The sequence below is a fragment of the Streptomyces sp. NRRL F-5727 genome, from assembly GCF_000719555.1.
GTDB lineage: Bacteria > Actinomycetota > Actinomycetes > Streptomycetales > Streptomycetaceae > Streptomyces.
In genome coordinates this window covers 65191-82210 of record NZ_JOGX01000022.1, presented here as the reverse complement: position 1 = coordinate 82210, position 17020 = coordinate 65191, and the positions used below count along the sequence as shown (strand labels likewise).

The 17020-nt window shown below is 73.3% G+C and carries 18 protein-coding genes and 1 pseudogene; 6 read left to right on the top strand and 13 right to left on the bottom strand.

Annotated elements, in window-relative coordinates; translation table 11 throughout:
* Window positions 1–247, top strand: a pseudogene (locus tag IF73_RS0117450) (serine/threonine protein kinase); the annotation flags it as partial.
* Between the two features lie 15 nt (window positions 248–262).
* Here IF73_RS0117450 and IF73_RS0117445 read toward each other — a convergent pair.
* From IF73_RS0117445 to IF73_RS0117435, 3 genes are all read right to left on the bottom strand, one after another.
* Window positions 263–544 carry a hypothetical protein gene (locus IF73_RS0117445; RefSeq protein ID WP_031008815.1) on the bottom strand — a complete coding sequence of 94 codons (282 nt, stop codon included), beginning with the start codon at window positions 542–544 and terminating at the stop codon, window positions 263–265.
* A 105-nt stretch (window positions 545–649) separates the two neighbouring features.
* Entirely contained in the window at window positions 650–1663 is a 1014-nt protein-coding gene (locus tag IF73_RS0117440) for a YdcF family protein (RefSeq protein WP_031008813.1), read from the bottom strand.
* A 109-nt stretch (window positions 1664–1772) separates the two neighbouring features.
* Window positions 1773–3161 carry a tetratricopeptide repeat protein gene (locus tag IF73_RS0117435; RefSeq protein ID WP_234338259.1) on the bottom strand — a complete coding sequence of 463 codons (1389 nt, stop codon included), beginning with the start codon at window positions 3159–3161 and terminating at the stop codon, window positions 1773–1775.
* Between the two features lie 232 nt (window positions 3162–3393).
* On the opposite strand from IF73_RS0117435, the gene IF73_RS0117430 reads away from it, so the two are divergent.
* Both IF73_RS0117430 and IF73_RS0117425 read left to right on the top strand, forming a co-directional pair.
* Window positions 3394–4386: an Lrp/AsnC family transcriptional regulator gene (locus tag IF73_RS0117430; RefSeq protein WP_234338258.1), complete on the top strand. Its 993-nt coding sequence runs from the start codon at window positions 3394–3396 to the stop codon at window positions 4384–4386.
* 116 nt (window positions 4387–4502) lie between these two features.
* Entirely contained in the window at window positions 4503–4802 is a 300-nt protein-coding gene (locus IF73_RS0117425; RefSeq protein ID WP_031008807.1) for a DUF6191 domain-containing protein, read from the top strand.
* Here the strand turns inward: IF73_RS0117425 and IF73_RS0117420 are convergent.
* Window positions 4780–5610, bottom strand: a complete 831-nt coding sequence (locus IF73_RS0117420; RefSeq protein WP_031008805.1) for a class I SAM-dependent methyltransferase — start codon at window positions 5608–5610, stop codon at window positions 4780–4782. The two genes, IF73_RS0117425 and IF73_RS0117420, sit on opposite strands and share 23 nt — an antisense overlap.
* A 93-nt stretch (window positions 5611–5703) precedes the next feature.
* Here IF73_RS0117420 and IF73_RS0117415 point away from each other — a divergent pair, with 93 nt between their 5' ends.
* Complete coding sequence (locus IF73_RS0117415) at window positions 5704–6453, top strand: SURF1 family protein (RefSeq protein ID WP_031008803.1); 750 nt, start codon at window positions 5704–5706, stop codon at window positions 6451–6453.
* A 64-nt stretch (window positions 6454–6517) separates the two neighbouring features.
* On the opposite strand, the gene IF73_RS42585 is transcribed toward IF73_RS0117415, so the two are convergent.
* The 6 genes from IF73_RS42585 to IF73_RS0117385 form a co-directional block, all read right to left on the bottom strand.
* Window positions 6518–7756: a hypothetical protein gene (locus tag IF73_RS42585; RefSeq protein WP_031008800.1), complete on the bottom strand. Its 1239-nt coding sequence runs from the start codon at window positions 7754–7756 to the stop codon at window positions 6518–6520.
* Window positions 7753–8487, bottom strand: a complete 735-nt coding sequence (locus tag IF73_RS0117405; protein ID WP_078868104.1) for a SigE family RNA polymerase sigma factor — start codon at window positions 8485–8487, stop codon at window positions 7753–7755. Before IF73_RS0117405 ends, IF73_RS42585 begins: the two co-directional genes overlap by 4 nt.
* Window positions 8488–8835: 348 nt before the next feature.
* On the bottom strand, window positions 8836–10104 hold the full coding sequence (locus IF73_RS0117400) for an aspartate kinase (protein ID WP_031008796.1): 1269 nt from the start codon (window positions 10102–10104) through the stop codon (window positions 8836–8838).
* 135 nt (window positions 10105–10239) lie between these two features.
* Window positions 10240–10908 (bottom strand): DUF5063 domain-containing protein, encoded by a 669-nt coding sequence (locus IF73_RS0117395; RefSeq protein ID WP_031008793.1) that lies wholly within the window; start codon window positions 10906–10908, stop codon window positions 10240–10242.
* A gap of 56 nt (window positions 10909–10964) precedes the next feature.
* The gene (gene recR, locus IF73_RS0117390; RefSeq protein WP_031008792.1) at window positions 10965–11564 is read right to left on the bottom strand and encodes a recombination mediator RecR; all 600 of its coding nucleotides are present in this window, start codon (window positions 11562–11564) and stop codon (window positions 10965–10967) included.
* A gap of 60 nt (window positions 11565–11624) precedes the next feature.
* Window positions 11625–11960 carry a YbaB/EbfC family nucleoid-associated protein gene (locus IF73_RS0117385; RefSeq protein WP_031008790.1) on the bottom strand — a complete coding sequence of 112 codons (336 nt, stop codon included), beginning with the start codon at window positions 11958–11960 and terminating at the stop codon, window positions 11625–11627.
* A 289-nt stretch (window positions 11961–12249) separates the two neighbouring features.
* Here IF73_RS0117385 and IF73_RS0117380 point away from each other — a divergent pair, with 289 nt between their 5' ends.
* Window positions 12250–12954 carry an SLATT domain-containing protein gene (locus tag IF73_RS0117380; protein ID WP_234338260.1) on the top strand — a complete coding sequence of 235 codons (705 nt, stop codon included), beginning with the start codon at window positions 12250–12252 and terminating at the stop codon, window positions 12952–12954.
* Between the two features lie 81 nt (window positions 12955–13035).
* On the opposite strand, the gene IF73_RS0117375 is transcribed toward IF73_RS0117380, so the two are convergent.
* The 3 genes from IF73_RS0117375 to IF73_RS0117365 all read right to left on the bottom strand — a co-directional run bounded on the left by IF73_RS0117375 (window position 13036) and on the right by IF73_RS0117365 (window position 16015).
* The gene (locus IF73_RS0117375; RefSeq protein ID WP_031008788.1) at window positions 13036–13686 is read right to left on the bottom strand and encodes a hypothetical protein; all 651 of its coding nucleotides are present in this window, start codon (window positions 13684–13686) and stop codon (window positions 13036–13038) included.
* A 112-nt stretch (window positions 13687–13798) separates the two neighbouring features.
* On the bottom strand, window positions 13799–14512 hold the full coding sequence (locus tag IF73_RS0117370) for a GntR family transcriptional regulator (protein WP_031008786.1): 714 nt from the start codon (window positions 14510–14512) through the stop codon (window positions 13799–13801).
* A 141-nt stretch (window positions 14513–14653) separates the two neighbouring features.
* Entirely contained in the window at window positions 14654–16015 is a 1362-nt protein-coding gene (locus IF73_RS0117365; protein WP_031008784.1) for an aspartate aminotransferase family protein, read from the bottom strand.
* A gap of 149 nt (window positions 16016–16164) precedes the next feature.
* On the opposite strand from IF73_RS0117365, the gene IF73_RS0117360 reads away from it, so the two are divergent.
* Window positions 16165–17013: a hypothetical protein gene (locus IF73_RS0117360; protein ID WP_158822021.1), complete on the top strand. Its 849-nt coding sequence runs from the start codon at window positions 16165–16167 to the stop codon at window positions 17011–17013.
* Window positions 17014–17020: the final 7 nt, after the last annotated feature.

Sequence of the window (17020 nt, the reverse complement as noted above, 5' to 3'; positions counted from 1 at the left end):
CTCCTCCGGTCCCTCCCCCGCCTTCTCCCCTGCCTTCTCCCCCGGGCCGGCGTCGGCGCCGACGGCCGTGGCCGGCGCCGCGGGCGGCGGGGCCCGTCGGCGGGCGGGCGAGCGGGGCGGGGGCTCCGGGTCCGCCGGGGGCGCGCTCGCCGAGCTGTCCCGCCGCCGGCCGCGCAAGACGGCCGCCGTCGCCGGGATCGTCGCCTTCGTCGTCTTCCTCTTCATCGGCATGGCCTGGCTGTCCTGACCGGGCCGCGCCCGCTCAGTACAGCCGGGGCGCCATGACGTGCGCGTCGGGGTCCCCCTCGACGACGAGGAGACAGCGGGGCACGCCCGGTCCCGGGGTGGCGCGCACGGTCGCCGGGGTCGGCGGGTCCGTCGGCAGCTCGATCGGCACGGCCACCGGACGGTCCCCGTCGGCCGGCGTGTGCCCGGTCTCCTTGCCGTCGACCAGCACCTCGACCACGGGCCGCATACCGGTCTCCACGGTCGCCGAGACCGAATGGCCCCGGTAGTCGATGTGAAAGTGGTGGCGTCGCCTCATGGGTCACCTCCGCGGCGGGCTCCGGACGCCGCCACCGGCGCCTGCGGACACCTCCGTCCCTCCAGCGTAGGGAGGGAGGGCCCGGCCCGCCCTCCGGACCGGCCGTCACCGCGTGACCAGGAGCCCCAGGCAGCCGATGCCGACCAGCACGGCGCAGACCGTCAGGTTGACCGCCCGGTACTCCAGGAAGACCGCCGCGAACTCGCGGATCGTGGCGCTCGGCCAGAAGTACGCGGCGGTCGGCGAGCCCACCACCTGACCGTCCACCCCCGCCTTCCGCGCCATGAGCGCGGCCCGGAAGGCATGGAAGTTGTTGGTGACGACCACACAGCCGGCGTCCGGCCGCTCCGCCTCCATCAGCTCTTTACTGAACAGCAGGTTCTCCTCCGTGGTGCGGGAGCGGTCCTCGCGGACGATCCGGTCCTCCGGGAAGCCCCGCTCCACCAGGTAGGCGGCCATGGCGTGCGACTCCGGCAGCTCCTCGTCCGGGCCCCGGCCGCCGGAGGTGACCAGCAGCGGCGGCCGGTCCCCGCCGCGCGCGGCCAGCCGCTCGTACACCTCCCGCCCCCGGTCGAGCCGGCTCGCGAGGAGCGGCGGCACCCGCCGGCCGCCGATCAGTCCGGAGCCCAGCACCACCACGAAGCCGGCGTCCCGGCGCAGCCGCATCCGGCCGTACAGGAACGCGTACCCCACGAAGCAGAGGAAGAGGAAGGAGACGTAGCCGAGGACGAGCAGCAGGGTGACGGAGACGATGCCGAGGACCCGGGAGCGGAGGAGGACCGCGACCGCGGTCAGCCCGAGCACCCCGAAGATGCCGAGGCCGGCGAGGAGCGACAGCAGATTGGCCGGACGTCTGCCCTCCTTGCGGACCATCTCGACGCCGTTGGCGCAGAGCAGCCCCGCGAGGACCACCGGGCCGAGACAGAGCACCAGCAGGAGCAGGACGAGGACCGTCTCCGTCAGACCGTGCGGCAGGTCGTCGACGGCCGAGAGCAGACCGAGGCCGAGGAAGGTGACGGCGAGACCGAGGTACACCGCGTTCCCGAAGCGGCGGCGGTCGCGCAGCACGCCGACCCCGAAGCAGAGGAGGAAGAGGGCGGACACCGCGAAAGCGATCATGGCGTCATCGTAGGCACCGGGCCGGGCGCCGGAGGGGACCCCGGACGAAGCTGTGGACAACTCTCCGGCGGCCGGACCGTCCCCACCCCTGGCGGGTGACAGCGGGCCGTCAGCGCTCCCGGGAGAGGGCGAACAGCCCCTTCCGCGCGCCCTCTTCGTACGCCTCCCGCAGCTCCGGGGCCTCCAGCAGCGCGCTCAGCGCCGCCTCGCTGCGGGACCGGGCCGCCGAGCAGTACCGCGCCGGCCGGTAGGAGGTGTCGAAGGCGGCCGTACGCAACAGGTCGACGGCGCCCAGGAGATGGGCCGCCCGGTCCGGACGGCCGTCCAGGAGGCGTATGCGGGCCAGGAGTTCGGCCGCGCAGGCGGCGCCGACCGCGGAGCCGAGCCGCAGATGCTCGCGCAGCGCCCGGCGGGCGTGCTCGGCGGCCCGGCCCCGTTCCCCGTCCCAGGCGAGGAGTTCGGCCCGGGCGTGGTCCGCCCAGGCGTCGGCGAAGAGGTCACGGCCCGCCCAGGTCCGCCGGCCCGCCCCGTCCAGCTCCAGCTGGTCCAGCGCCTCCTGCGCGGCCTCCGGGTCGGTGCGGCTGAAGCAGAGCGCCAGCGCCGCCCAGCACGCCTCCCGGGTCGGCCCGAAGTCGGGCACGTCCCCGATCTGCGCCAGCGCCTCCCGGAACTCGTCCGCCGCCGCCCGGGCGCGCCCCTGGTAGAGGGCGATGGAGCCGCGCAGATGGGCCAGCAGCCCCAGGCACCGCTCGTCCCCGTCCCGTACCGCGCTCGCCCACGCCTGCACGAGCAGCGGATCGGCGTCCTCGGGGCGGCCCGACTCCAGCTCCAGGAAGGCGGCGAGCCACAGCGCCCGGGCGGGCGGCGGGCCCGGGTGCAGCGCGAGGGCGTGCCGCAGCCGGGTCCGCCCCTCGGCGACCCGCCCGCAGGCCACCCACAGGAACCACAGCGAGACGGCGATCTCCAGGGCCGCGGCGGCCTCGTCGCCGGGCGCGGCCGCCGCCGTCGTCGGGTCCATGGCGGCGGCCAGGTCGGGGAGTTCGCGCAGCACCAGGTCGCGGGCGTCCAGCTGGCGTCCGCGCTGCCACCACTCGGCGGCCCGCCGGGCGACCTTCACGCACCACCTGCGGTGGTGCAGGACCACGATCCAGCGGTCGCCGCGGGCGGTGAGCCGGCGGGCGCCGACCGCCCGCATCGCGTGCGGCATCCAGTGGCGCGGCCCGCCGTCCTCCCCGTCGAACAGGTCGTCCACCGGCAGCAGGGCCCGGGGCGCCAGCCGGTCCAGGACGGTCCCGACGTCGACGGCGGCCAGCGCCCCGTACCCGCAGACCTCCTCCACCGCCCGCCGGTCGAAGGCGCCCTCGAAGACCGACAGCCGCTCCCACAGCAGTCGTTCGGCCGGGCCGGCGGCCGCGTATCCCTCCTCGGCGGCGGCGAGCTGGTCGGCTCCGACCTGCTCGCCCCACAGCACCTCGTACTCGGGCGGCTCTCCCGCCACTCGCCCCATGGTCTTCATCCCCCGTGTCCCCGTTTCCACGGATATGGCCAGGCCCGCCGAGCACCGTCACTGTGACGTTGGCCGAATTCATGGCCATCGAGCGCCGAGGCGGCTTGAATGCATATGCCCTGGTCCACATCCTGGGGTGCTCTCGGGGCCACGACCAAGGTTTTCCGGGGATCGGCCAAGGAGGAAAATGCGTACCGGGGAATCCGTCCTGGGAGAGGCGGATATGGCGCTGATCCACGCGCTCCAGATACTGCCGCGGGCGAGCTGGACCCAGCTGTCCGCCGTCCTCGGGGCCGGACCCGACACCCTCGCCCGCCGCTGGGAGCACCTCACCGCCGGCGGCTACGCCTGGACCTCGATGCTCATCGCCCGGCGCGGCGCGGAGGCCGCCCTGTACGCCTGGGTCGAGCTGGAGTGCACCGCCGGCACCACGGAGGCCACGGCGGTCGAGCTGTGCGGCGACCCCGGCACCCTCGGCGTCCACGCGGTGACCGGCGGCGCCGACCTGGTCCTGCTGCTGATCGCGCCGGACCTGCCCGCGCTCGACGCCTATGTCACCGGCCGGGTGCGCCGGCTGCCCGGGGTGCTCAGGGCCCGCACCCAGGTCGTCACCCGGATGCACAACCGCCCCTACCGTTCGCGGGTCGAGCAGCTCGGTCCCGCGCAGGCCCGGCTGCTCACGGAGGTCACCGCCCTGGAGCGGCGGGACGGGGCACGCGCGCGCGTGGCCCCCCAGGTGACGGAGCTGGACCGGCGGCTCGTCGCGGAGCTGGCCGGGGACGCCCGCCGGAGCGCCGCCGAGCTGGCCCGGCAGTGCGGCACCAGCGAGTCGACGGTACGGCGCAGGCTGGAGGTCCTGTCGGCGGGCGGCGCGCTGCACCACCACTGCCAGCCGGCGCCGCGGTTCTCCGGGCGCCCGGTGTGGGCGATGGTGACGGCGCAGGTGGCGCCGCTGGACGAGGCGTCGACGGTGGCGGCGCTGACCCGGGTGCGGCGCACCCAGGTGATCACCTCGGTGACCGGGCCGCACAACCTGGCGGTGGCGATGTGGCTGGGCTCGGTCGAGGAGCTGCACGAGATCACGGCGGGGCTGGTACGGGCCGCCCCGGCGCTGCGGATCACGGGGACGGCGGTCAGCCTGCGGACGTACAAGATCGGCGCGCAGGTGCTCGGCGCGGACGGGCGCCGGACGCACCACGTCAAGCCGGAGCCGTGACCCGGAGCCGGCCGGGGCTGCCCTGAGACCGGCCGGCGCCGCCCGAGGCCGTGGACCGGGGTGGGCGGGTCCGCCCGTCCCTTCCGGCCGGCCCGGCCGCGTGGTCTGCTGGGCGCATGGAGTTCGCCGTGTTCGTGACGCTGCCCGGGCTGGTCGTCCTGCTGACCGTCGTCGCCTTCGCCGACCAGTTCCTGCGCATGTCGGGGCGCGGGAAGCGCCGGGGCACGGTCTCCTCGACCGGCTTCGAGCAGCTGCACGCCGCCTTCTCGCCGGGGAAGCAGAGCGAGCTGAAGGAACGGCAGAGCGCCCTGCTGCTGCGGGACGACGAGGAGGACGGCGCGCCGCCGCGCCGGACCACGGTGGATCTGGCGGGCGGCCGTGCGGTGATCCGGCTCAGGCCGGACGCGACGCCTTGAGCGAGTACATCAGCGGGGTGCGGGGGCGGCCGGCCGGGAAGCGGTAGTAGCCGTCCTCGTGGCGCTCCAGGGCCGCGTAGCGGGGGAAGAGCGTGACGTCGTGCTCGTGCAGGAACTCGATGCGCAGCCCGGCCTTGGCGAGCGCGGTGACGACCTCGCCGACCGGGTGCACCCACTCGACGCTGAGGTTGTTGACCGTCGGCGCGTCGTAGTCGGTGTACGTACCGGGGGTGGTGTCGACCCACGGGTCGCGGACGAAGTAGTCGTGGACGACCGTGCCGCCCGTCTCGTCGTCGAAGGAGTCCGCGACGGGGTGGAACTCGGCGACGTACAGGAAGCCGCCGGGAGCGACGAGCGAGGCGGCGGTCTCCGCCCAGCGCTCGATGTCGGGCATCCAGCACAGCGCGCCGCCGCCGGTGTAGACGATGTCGTACGCCGGGTCGGGTACGGCCTCGGCGGCGTCGTACACGTCGGCGGTGACGAACGCGGCCCGGTCGGGGCCGAGGCCGAGGTCAGCGGCGAGCGCGCGGGCGGTCTCGACGGCCGGCTCGGAGAAGTCGAGGCCGACGACGTGGGCGGCGCCGTGCCGGGCCCAGGAGAGGGTGTCGAGGCCGAAGTGGCACTGCAGGTGCAGCAGGCTGCGGCCGGTGACGTCGCCGACCTCGGCGAGCTCGAAGTCGCGCAGGGCGTCCTTGCCGGCGCGGAAGGCGTCCAGGTCGTAGAACTCGCTGGCGGCGTGGATCGGCACGCGTTCGTCCCAGCGGGCACGGTTGGCCTCGTGCCAGTCGTCGGGGGTCGGTGAGTACATGCGGCGAGGTTAACGAGCTGGTCATCCGGGCGCGAACGGGTATTCGGTGCCCTCCCGGCGGGGCTCCGGGCCCGTCCCCGTACCGTGGGGGGCGTGTACCGGTTCCTGAGGACCCCCCGCTGGTGGGGGATCAATCTCTTCGTCCTGCTGGCCGTCCCCGTCTGCGTGTTCATGGGGACCTGGCAGCTGGGCAAGTTCGAGGATCGCGTCGACTCCCACCAGGAGGCGGAGCGGAAGCCCGACGCGAGCGCGCAGCGGGCCGCGCCACTGGCGGAGCTGCTGCCGGTGGACAAGGAGACCTCCGGGCGTGCCGCGGAGGCCAGCGGCCGGTACGGGGAGCAGTTCCTGGTGCCGGACCGGGAGCTGGACGGCAGGCCGGGCGCGTATGTGCTGACGCTGCTGCGGACGGACGAGGGGCGGTCGCTGCCGGTCGTCCGGGGCTGGCTCCCGGCGGGCGCGGAGGCGCCGGCGGCGCCGTCCGGCGAGGTCACGGTGGTGGGCGCGCTGCAGGCGTCGGAGAACCAGGGCACGAAGGGCGTGCGGACGGCGGGCGGGCTGCCGGAGGGGCAGCTCGGCATGATCAGCGCGGCTTCGCTGGTGAACGTGGTGCCGGACGACGTGTACGACGCGTGGATCACGCTCACCGACTCGCCGGCCGGTCTGACGCCGGTGCCGGCGGCCGCGGCGGCGGGCACGGGGCTGGACGCGAAGGCGTTCCAGAACCTCGGCTACACGGCGGAGTGGTTCGTCTTCGCCGGGTTCGTGGTCTTCATGTGGTTCCGGCTGCTGCGCCGGGACAGGGAGGCGGCCCGGGACGAGGAGCTGGGGCTGGCCGGGCCCTGACGGGCGCGGGGAAGACATGACGGAAGGGGCCGGGAGGTGTTCTCCCGGCCCCTTCCGCCGCTACTCAGTTCTTGAGCAGGCCCGTCCGGTAGACCGTGCCCGCGCAGGCGTCGGTGAGGACGGTGGTGACGGTCGGGTCGCCGGGTTCCGCGGTGTGGCTGACGGTGACGCTGCCCTTGCCGGGTTCGGCGCGCATGAGCTGGGTGCTGACGCCGGAGTCGGTGCCGGTGTCGGTGCCGGTGCCGGTCTCCGTGCCGCCGGTCTCGGTGCCGCTGCCCTCGGTGGGCGTGGGCGTCGGCTCGGTCGGGGTCGGCGTCGGCTCGGTCGGCGTGGGCGTCGGCTCGGTGGGCGTCGGGGTGGGCTCGGTGGGCGTCGGGGTGGGCGGCGGGATGCTCTCGCCGAGGGTGGGGCAGGTCTCGCTCGGCACCCAGGCGAACTTCACCTGGTATGAGCCGCCGGGCTTGAGCAGCACGGCGGCGGACTCCGCCGAGGGGTCGGGCAGGCCGGTCGCCGGGTCGCCGTTGGTGTGCCGGGTGACGGCGATCCGGTTGGGGTCGGCGGAGCCGATGGTGGCGACGCCGACCAGTCCGTCGCCGTCGACGACGCATGCCTCCGCGGAGGCGTTGACGATGGTGAAGCCGCCGTAGACGACGCCGGTGGCGTCGGGGCCGGTGTTGTACGCGCCCGCCGACTGGAGGGTGCCGCGGCCGCAGCTGGGCGCCGCGCCGGTGCCGGCGGCGGTGCCGGCGGCGGTGGGGGTGCCCTTGGGGCCGGAGTGGTCGCCGTTCTTGCCGGGGGAGTCCTTGGTGGGCTCCGTGGTGGGCGAGACCTTGACGGCGGGCGCCTTGGTGGTGGCCGGGCCCTCGGCCTCGGCGCCGGTGCCGCCCTGTGCCTGCTCGCCGTGGCCGGCGAGGGCCGGATGGGCGGTGGTGACGCCGGGGGATCCGGCGACGTGGACGAGGGCGGGGACGGCGGTGCCGATGAGGACCGCGGCGGCGGCGGCGCCGACGAGGGCCTGGCGCTTGCGGGCGCGGCGGGCGGGGACGGCGTGCCGCAGGTGGTCGAGGGCCTCGGTGGACGGTTCGAGGCCCGCGACGGCGCCGTGGAGCAGGCGCCGCAGCGCGAGCTCGTCCTCCCCGTCGTCCTCGCCGGGTCCGGGCTCGAAGTCCATCATCAGTCGTCCGCTCAGGTCGTCACGTCCGACGCGTCCCTGTTCGAAGGCGCGTCCGCTGCGTTCGTCGGGGTCGTGGCGCTCCTCGCCGGGCTCCTGGGGCTCCCGGCCGTTCTCCCGCTCCCTGCTCATGCCTTCGCCTCCATGACGACGCGGAGGGCGGCGATGCCCCGGGAACCGTACGCCTTCACCGAGCCGAGGGAGATGCCGAGCGTCTCGGCGACCTGGGCCTCCGTCATGTCGGCGAAGTACCGGAGGACGAGGACCTCGCGCTGGCGGCGCTGGAGGCCCTTCATCGCCTTGATGAGGGCGTCGCGCTCCAGCTGGTCGTACGCCCCCTCCTCGGCGCTGGCCATGTCGGGCATCGGCTTGGACAGCAGCTTGAGGCCGAGGATGCGGCGGCGCAGCGCGGACCGGGAGAGGTTGACCACGGTCTGGCGCAGGTAGGCGAGGGTCTTCTCGGGGTCGCGGACGCGCCGGCGGGCCGAGTGGACGCGGATGAACGCCTCCTGGACGACGTCCTCGCAGGAGGCGGTGTCGTCGAGGAGGAGGGCGGCGAGGCCGAGCAGCGACCGGTAGTGGGCGCGGTAGGTCTCGGTGAGGTGGTCGACGGTGGTGCCGGCACCGGTGGCGGCGTCGGCGGCCTTGCGGGGCGCGGGGATGCCGCTGACGCCGCCCGCGCGGGATTCGGTGGGCACGACGGTGGTCACCGGAGGCCCGTCGAGAGGGCGCCGACGTACGGGCGGGCGGGCCGCCGACCCGCGTGCGGGCGCGGGAACGCCACCGGGTCCCCGGAGGGGGAGCACGGCCGTGCGGACCCCGCGGAGCGGGGAGAGCGCGGGAATGTCGAGTACGTCTGCCACGCCTGTTGGACTCGTGTTCCCCCGCGATGGTTGTACGCGTACCCCGTCGTTCTCGGCGACGAGCAGATCGTCCTCATGCGTAACCGTTCTCCCCCTTTGCCCCGTTTCTTCGCATGCTCCGCGTCACGTTCGTGGGTGCACGCGGAGACGCGCCCCGCCCAACTACTAGTTGCAGCAAGGGGGAAGAGCATCGTCCGACACCACATCACCGCAGTTCAAGGGGGTTCCGCCGCCGAATTGCTCACAGGATGTTCACAGAACCCACGAAGTCACCGCAAGATACGACGACCGCGCCCGGCCGCCGGGAGGCGGCCGGGCGCGGTCGGTGGTGCGCCGGGGGCGGCGGGGTCAGCGCCCGGTGCCGCCGTAGACGACGGCCTCGTCCGAGTCGCTGTCCAGGCCGAAGGCGGAGTGGACGGCGGTCACGGCCTCGTTGACGTCGTCGGCGCGGGTGACGACCGAGATGCGGATCTCCGAGGTGGAGATGAGCTCGATGTTGACGCCCGCGTCGGACAGGGCGCGGAAGAAGTCCGCGGTCACGCCCGGGTTGGTCTTCATGCCGGCGCCGACGAGGGAGATCTTGCCGATCTGGTCGTCGTAGCGGAGCGAGTCGAAGCCGATCGCGCCCTTCGCCTTCTCCAGGGCGTCGATGGCCTTGCGGCCCTCGGCCTTGGGGAGGGTGAAGGAGATGTCGGTGAGACCGGTGGAGGCCGCCGACACGTTCTGCACGATCATGTCGATGTTGATCTCGGCGTCCGCGACAGCCCGGAAGATGGCCGCGGCCTCGCCCGGCTTGTCCGGCACGCCGACCACGGTGATCTTCGCCTCGGAGGTGTCGTGGGCGACACCGGAGATGATGGCCTGCTCCACCTTGTCCCCTGTCGGTTCGTTGCTGACCCACGTGCCCTGGAGTCCGGAGAAGGACGAGCGGACGTGGATCGGGATGTTGTAGCGGCGCGCGTACTCGACGCAGCGGTGCAGCAGCACCTTGGAGCCGGAGGCGGCGAGCTCCAGCATGTCCTCGAAGGAGATCCAGTCGATCTTCTTCGCCTTCTTCACCACGCGCGGGTCGGCGGTGAAGACGCCGTCGACGTCGGTGTAGATCTCGCAGACCTCGGCGTCGAGCGCGGCGGCGAGCGCCACGGCCGTGGTGTCCGAGCCGCCGCGGCCCAGCGTGGTGATGTCCTTCTTGTCCTGGGACACACCCTGGAAGCCGGCGACGATGGCGATGTTGCCCTCGTCGAGGGCGGTGCGGATCCGGCCCGGCGTGACATCGATGATGCGCGCTTTGTTGTGGACCGAGTCGGTGATGACACCCGCCTGGCTGCCGGTGAACGACTGGGCCTCGTGGCCCAGGTTTTTGATCGCCATCGCCAGCAGGGCCATGGAGATCCGCTCTCCGGCGGTCAGCAGCATGTCGAACTCGCGTCCGGCAGGCATGGGAGAAACCTGCTCGGCGAGATCGATCAGCTCGTCCGTCGTGTCGCCCATCGCGGAGACCACGACGACCACCTGGTGGCCGTTCTTCTTGGCTTCCACGATCCGCTTGGCGACGCGCTTGATGCCCTCGGCATCGGCAACGGAGGAGCCTCCGTACTTCTGCACGACAAGGCCCACGTGCGCTCCTCGCTCGGTCGGTGCCGCAGCCCGTGCTGCGGTCGGCTCAGTCTAACGAGCGCCCCGAAAACCCCGACCTGCTATCACATCCTGAGACGCGGTGCTCAGAGAATGATCAAAACGGCGAGCGGTCCGCTACTTCGCGGAAGGGCGGGCGCCCAGGCCCAGCGGCCCGGCGATCTCCTGGAGCATCACCCGGCCCGCCTCCTCCGCCAGGTCGTCCTCGGTGAGGTCCTCGTCCGTGTCCAGCCCGTCCAGGGCCGCCAGCGGCTGGTCGAGGCGGACGTGGGCGACCAGGGACTGGAGGGCGCGGAGGGTGGCCGAGGCGGTCGGGCCCCAGTTGGAGAAGTAGGAGAACTGCCACCACCACAGGGCCTCCGAGGTCCGGCCGGCCCGGTAGTGGGCGAGGCCGTGGCGGAGGTCCGCGACGATGTCGGCGAGGTTGTCCGAGATGCGGGCCGGGACCGGCGCCTTGCGGGGCTCGTACGGGTCGAAGACCTCGGAGAAGACGTCCACCGGCTCCAGCATGGCCGCGAACCGCTCCCGCAGCTCGTCCACGTCCGGCTCCGGGCCCGTGTCGGGCTCGTACCGCTCGTCCGGGAGGATGTCCTCGTGCGCGCCCAGCCGGCCGCCGGCCAGCAGCAGCTGGGAGATCTCCAGGAGCAGGAAGGGCACCGCGCTGTCCGGCTCGTCGCCCTTGGCGACCTCGGTCGTGGCGACGATGAAGCTCTCGACGGAGTCCGCGATCTGGACCGCGAAGTCGTCGGGACTCTGCGTGACGGAGTGCAGCGTGGGGTCAGACATCGAGGAGCCTCCCTGAGAGCTCACCGGCACCGGCCCGGTCCTCCCGCGCCCGGTCGTCATACATCTAGCAGCCTCCGCCCCTCGAAGGCACGGCCGAGCGTCACCTCGTCGGCGTACTCCAGGTCGCCGCCGACCGGCAGACCGCTGGCCAGCCGGGTGACCTTCAGCCCCATGGGCTTGATCATCCGGGCCAGGTACGTGGCGGTGGCCTCGCCCTCCAGGTTGGGGTCGGTCGCCAGGATCAGCTCGGTGACCTCCCCGTCCGCGAGACGGGCGAGCAGCTCCCGGATCCGCAGGTCGTCCGGGCCGACGCCCTCGATCGGGCTGATCGCGCCGCCGAGGACGTGGTACCGCCCCCGGAACTCGCGGGTCCGCTCGATCGCGACGACGTCCTTCGGCTCCTCGACCACGCAGATGACGGTCAGGTCCCGGCGCGGATCGCGGCAGATGTTGCACTGCTCCTGCTGTGCGACGTTCCCGCAGACCGCGCAGAACCGGACCTTCTCCTTGACCTCCAGGAGCGCGTGGGCCAGCCGGCGCACGTCCGTCGGCTCGGCCTGGAGGACGTGGAAGGCGATCCGCTGCGCGCTCTTGGGACCGACGCCGGGCAGCCTGCCCAGCTCGTCGATCAGGTCCTGGACCACGCCTTCGTACAACGGAACGCCCTTTCCGGGTGTGCTGCCTTGCCTTCTTACGGTAGTGGCTGGAAGTGCTCCCTAGAAGCCCAGGCCCGGCATTCCGCCGAGACCCTGCGCCAGCGGGCCCAGCTTCGTCTGCTGGAGCTGCTGCGCGTTGTCGTTCGCGGCCTGGACGGCGGCCACGACCAGGTCCGCCAGCGTCTCGGTGTCCTCCGGGTCGACCGCCTTCGGGTCGATGACCAGGGCGCGCAGCTCGCCGGAGCCGGTCACCGTGGCCTTCACCAGACCGCCGCCCGCCTGGCCCTCGACCTCGGTCGCGGCGAGCTCCTGCTGGGCGCGGGCGAGGTCCTGCTGCATCTTCTGCGCCTGCTGGAGGATCTGCTGCATGTTGGGCTGGCCGCCACCGGGGATCACGGTCACTCCTCGTGTCGAAAGGTCGGGTCGGTCCCGTCGGGTACCGGTGTTCCGAGCCTACGCGGTCGTGGACCGGCCTGCCGCGACAACTCTTTCGGGTGAGAAACTGCGGGCTCCTCTACCTGATCAACACCCTCTTGCGGGCGGAAATCCCGGGATTCCGGGCCCATCGCCCACCATTCGGCGGTAGGAAGGGCAGGCACCACGTGCACCGCACGTCACAGAAGGACACGAGCGACACGAACGCTGGGCTGAGCAGAGGAGTCCCCCGGTGAGCCACCAGCCGGAGATGCAGCCGCCGGGGCAGCCCGGGGAAGCCGTCGACAGAGATCTGACGGGGAAGCCCTTCCCCCTGGGCGACTGGGGCGAGCCCGCGGAACGCCTCGACGAGCTCTACCGGTGGGTGGAGTCCAACGCCCTGCGCACCGCCGAGTGGTACCTCTCGGACCGGGTCTGGAAGCGCCGCTGCGCCCGCGCGCTGCGGATCGGCACCGCGCTCGGCGTGATCGCCGGGGCCGCGCTGCCGCTGCTCGATCTGACCGGGGTCGCCCACGGCACGGCGGGCTGGGGCTACCTCTCGCTGCTGCTCGGCGCGGCCTGTCTGGCCTGCGACCGGTACTTCGGGCTGACGTCGGGCTGGATAAGGGACGTGGCGACGGCGCAGGCCGTGCAGCGGCGGCTCCAGGCGCTCCAGTTCGACTGGGCCTCGGAGAGCGTGCGGGAGGTCCTCGGCCCGACCGAGGGGACCGCCAGCGAGGCGGCCGAGCGGTGCCTGGGGGTGCTGCGCCGCTTCTCGGAGGACGTCACGGAGCTGGTGCGGGCGGAGACCGCGGACTGGATGGTCGAGTTCCGCTCGGGCCCGGCGCCGCTGGCGCTCCAGTCGGTCGGGGTCGTACCGGCCCGGCCGGAGACGGCGCACCCGTCGGGGCGGTTCCCGCTGCCGCCGGGCACCCGGCCGAACATGCCGCGCCAGCGGCCCCCGGAGGCCCGCTGAGGACCTCCGGACGGCCGGCGCGCGGCCTGGGCCGTGTCTTCCGGATCATGCCGGGCTCCGGCCCGATCCAGAGGACGCGGCCTAGCTCAGCATGATCATCGAGCCCTGGGCGAGGCTGCGGGTGGCCGCCGCGTGCAGCCCGAGCCAGACGTGCCGCTCCCGGGCGAAGGGTCCGTCGTCGTACGGGACCGGGGCGGCGGGCTCCTCCAGCTCGGTGGGCCGGGCGGGCGGGGCCGGGGCGGCCGGCGGGTTCGCCGGGTCGATGCCGAGGGCCGGGGCGACGAACTCCAGTTCCCGCAGCAGTCCGTACGAGGAGCCGAGCGGGCCGCCGCCCGCGAGCAGCTCGTCGCTGGAGAGCGGGACGGGGAAGTCGACCGGCACGTAGGCGCCCGCGTGGTCGTAGTGCCAGACCAGGTGGGACTGCTGGGCGGTCGCCTCGAACATCTCCAGGAGCTGCTCGTAGTCCCCGCCGAGCTCGCCGACCGGCTCGACCGGCAGCCCGCAGATCGCCAGCAGGTAGGCGCGGCGCAGGTAGTGCAGGGCCTCGTAGTCGAAGCCCGCGACCGGGGCGACGTCGCCGGAGAGGCCGGGCATGTAGGCGTACACGGGCACGGTCGGCAGGCCCGAGGCGCTCAGCACGGCGTCGTAGGCGGCCAGGTCTTCGGCGAAGGGGTTGTCGGGGCTGTGGCACAGCACGTCGACGAGGGGGACCAGCCACAGGTCACAGGCCAAGGGAGGCTCGCTCTCCGTCAGTTCCGGGGAGGGCCAGGGTAGTCGGCGGGGCCGACGACGCCCACCCGAGGAGGAACTGCCCCGGGAACACGGGGCTCAACCCGGCGGCGGGTCACCGGCTGAGCCGGGCCTCCAGGCGGTCGGCCCATTCCAGGGAGTGCGCGTTGTAGGCGCGGACGACGCCGACGGCGGCCTCGGCGTCGCCGCGGGTGACGGCGTCGATCAGCTCCACGTGCCCGGACCAGAGCCAGCCGTGGAGTTCGCGCTCGGCCCGCAGGTAGGGCACGGAGAAGACCCACGCCTGAACGCGGAGGCGGTGCAGGAAGTCGGCGATGGGCTCGTTGCGGGCGACGAGCCGGCCCAGCTCGTGCCAGTAGCGGAGGTCGTAGCCGATGAGGACGTCCAGGTCGCCGGCGCGGGCGGCGCGGGCGGCGGCCTCGCCCCGGCGGCGTATCGACACCAGGACGACGCCGATGCCGGCGTCCGGCTCGGGCAGCGGGGCGCGTTCGCGCGGGGTGTGGCGGCGGAAGATGCCGTCGACGACGAGCATCCGGGCCTCGACCATGGCCCGGTAGTCGGCCACCGAGAAGCGGTGGACGCGGAAGCCGCGGTGCTGGTCGGAGTCGAGCAGGCCCTGGGCGCAGAGCTCGACGAGCGCCTCGCGGACGGGGGTGGCGGAGACGCCGTACTGCTCCGCGATCTGCTTGACGGTGAACTCCTGGCCGGGCTGGAGACGCCCCGCGAGGACCTCGTCACGGAGCGCGTCCGCGATCTGCCGGCTGAGGGTGCTGCGGGTGATGGCGCTGTTCGCGGGCGTGCCGGGCATGCGGGTGGGGCCCCCTCCATGAGGTTCCGGAAGACTCTAGTCCAGACCTGGTCCCCGGGGAGGAGGCCCCTGTCACAGCCGCTGTCACGGCCCTCGCGGGCCCTCGTCACACGGGGTGACGTCAGACGGGTGCTCTCGTCGTCAGACCGTGTGCTCGTCGGCGACGGCGAGGGCCGCGTCCAGGGCCGCCAGGCCCTCCCTGACCTCGTCCTCGGAGACGTTGCAGGCGGGGACGGCGTGGGTGCGGTTCATGTTGACGAACGGCCACAGGCCGTTCTTCTTCGCCGCGGCGCCGAAGGCGGCCATCGGGGCGTTGGCCTCGCCGGCCGCGTTGTACGGGACGAGCGGCTCGCGCGTCTCCTTGTTCTTCACCAGGTCGAGCGCCCAGAAGACGCCCAGGCCGCGGACCTCGCCGACGGACGGGTGGCGCTCGGCGAGCTCGCGCAGGCCGGGGCCGAGGACCTTCTCACCGATCCGGGCGGCGTTCTCGACGACCTTCTCGTCCTCCATCACCTGGATGGTGGCGACGGCGGCGGCGCAGGCCAGCGGGTGTCCGGAGTAGGTGAGGCCGCCCGGGTAGGGGCGGGTCGCGAAGGTGGCGGCGATCTCCTCGCTGATGGCGACGCCGCCGAGCGGCACGTAGCCGGAGTTGACGCCCTTGGCGAAGGTCATCAGGTCGGGGACGACGTCGAAGTGCTCGGCGGCGAACCACTTTCCGGTGCGGCCGAAGCCGGCCATGACCTCGTCGAGGACGAAGACGATGCCGTACCTGTCGCAGATCTCGCGGACGCCGGCGAGGTAGCCGGGCGGCGGGGTCATGATGCCGGCGGTGCCGGGGACGGTCTCCAGGATGATCGCGGCGATGGTGCCGGGACCCTCGAAGGCGATGGTGTCCTCCAGGTGCGCGAGGGCGCGCTCGCACTCCTGCTGCTCCGTCTCGGCGTAGAACGGCGAGCGGTAGAGGAAGGGCGCCCAGAAGCGCACCACGCCGGCGGAGCCGGTGTCGGAGGCCCAGCGGCGCGGGTCGCCGGTGAGGTTGATCGCGGTGGAGGTGGCGCCGTGGTACGAGCGGAAGGCGGAGAGCACCTTGTGACGGCCGGTGTGCAGCCGGGCCATCCGGACGGCGTTCTCGACGGCCTCGGCGCCGCCGTTGGTGAAGAAGATCTTGTTCAGGTCGCCGGGGGTGCGCTCGGCGATGAGGCGTGCGGCCTCGGAGCGGACGTCGACGGCGAAGGCGGGCGCGAAGGTCGCGAGCTTCCCGGCCTGCTCCTGGATGGCGGCGACCACCTTGGGGTGCTGGTAGCCGATGTTCGTGTAGACGAGTCCGCTGGTGAAGTCGAGGTAGCGGTTGCCGTCGTAGTCCCAGAAGTACGACCCCTCCGCGCCGGCCACGGCGAGCGGGTCGATCAGGCCCTGGGCGGACCAGCTGTGGAAGACGTGGGCGCGGTCCGCGGCCTTGACGGCGGCGCCGGCCTGGGGGTCGGGCACGACATGAGGGGTCATGCCCCGAACTGTAAGGAACCGCAGGTGGGGCGGCCATCACCATCTTGTCCACCGAGAGCGCGCCGGACACGACACTGCGTTTATGCTGCGCGCCATGGAGAGGTCGGGGGGGGAGCGCCGCCACCAGGGGTTTCGGGTGGGGGATGGTCGTGAGCGCGGCCGGCGCGGTGGGGTGTTCGCTGGCCGGGGTGTCCGCGTATCCGCCGCTGGTGCCGGAGGTGGCGCTCGCGGGGGCGTCGATTCTCTGCGCGGCCGGGTGGGTGGTGGCCTCGTACCGGGTGCGGGGGAAGGGGCACCTGGACGCGCCGCCGCGCAAGGCCCGGCCGGACAGCAAGGTGCTGCCGTACCTCTTCGCCTTCGGCGTCCCGGTGTCCACCCTGGCCGCGTTCCTCCTGATCTTCACCCCGGGCAGCGCCCGGGGGCAGTGGGAGGAGCGGATGGAGACGGCGGGGTACGGGCAGTACACGGTGCCGGTGGTACGGCTGGCGGGGAAGCCCGAGTACGTGCCGGAGGGCGAGGACAACGACCCGTACTACCTGTCCGACGTCGTGGTGCGCGTGCCGTTCCGGGACGGGGCCCGCGAGGTCACCGTGAAGGGGTACTCCACCGCGCCCGAGCCGCCGGCGCCGGGCACGGAGCTGGAGGTGTACTACGCGCCGGGGGCGTCGGACGGGCCGGTGAGCGAGCACGACCGGGTCGACGGGGATTCGACGTTCCTGACCTGGATGACCGCGATCTTCGTCTGGCCGTGGGTGATCATCGCCGGGTGCTGCATGAAGTCGTACATGGAGGTCTCCGACCTCCGGCGGATACGGCGCTTCCACCCGGTGGTCCATCTGCCCGCCCTCGGCATCCTGCTGGCCGGGGTGGTGCTGCTGCTGCCGATGGCGCTGGAGTTCCCGGTGGCGGGGTACGACCGACTGCCCGCGTTCGTCGCCGCGTTCACGCCCGCGCTCGCCCTGACCTGGGTGGCCAAGGCGAGCTGGGGGCGCTGCTGAGACGGGC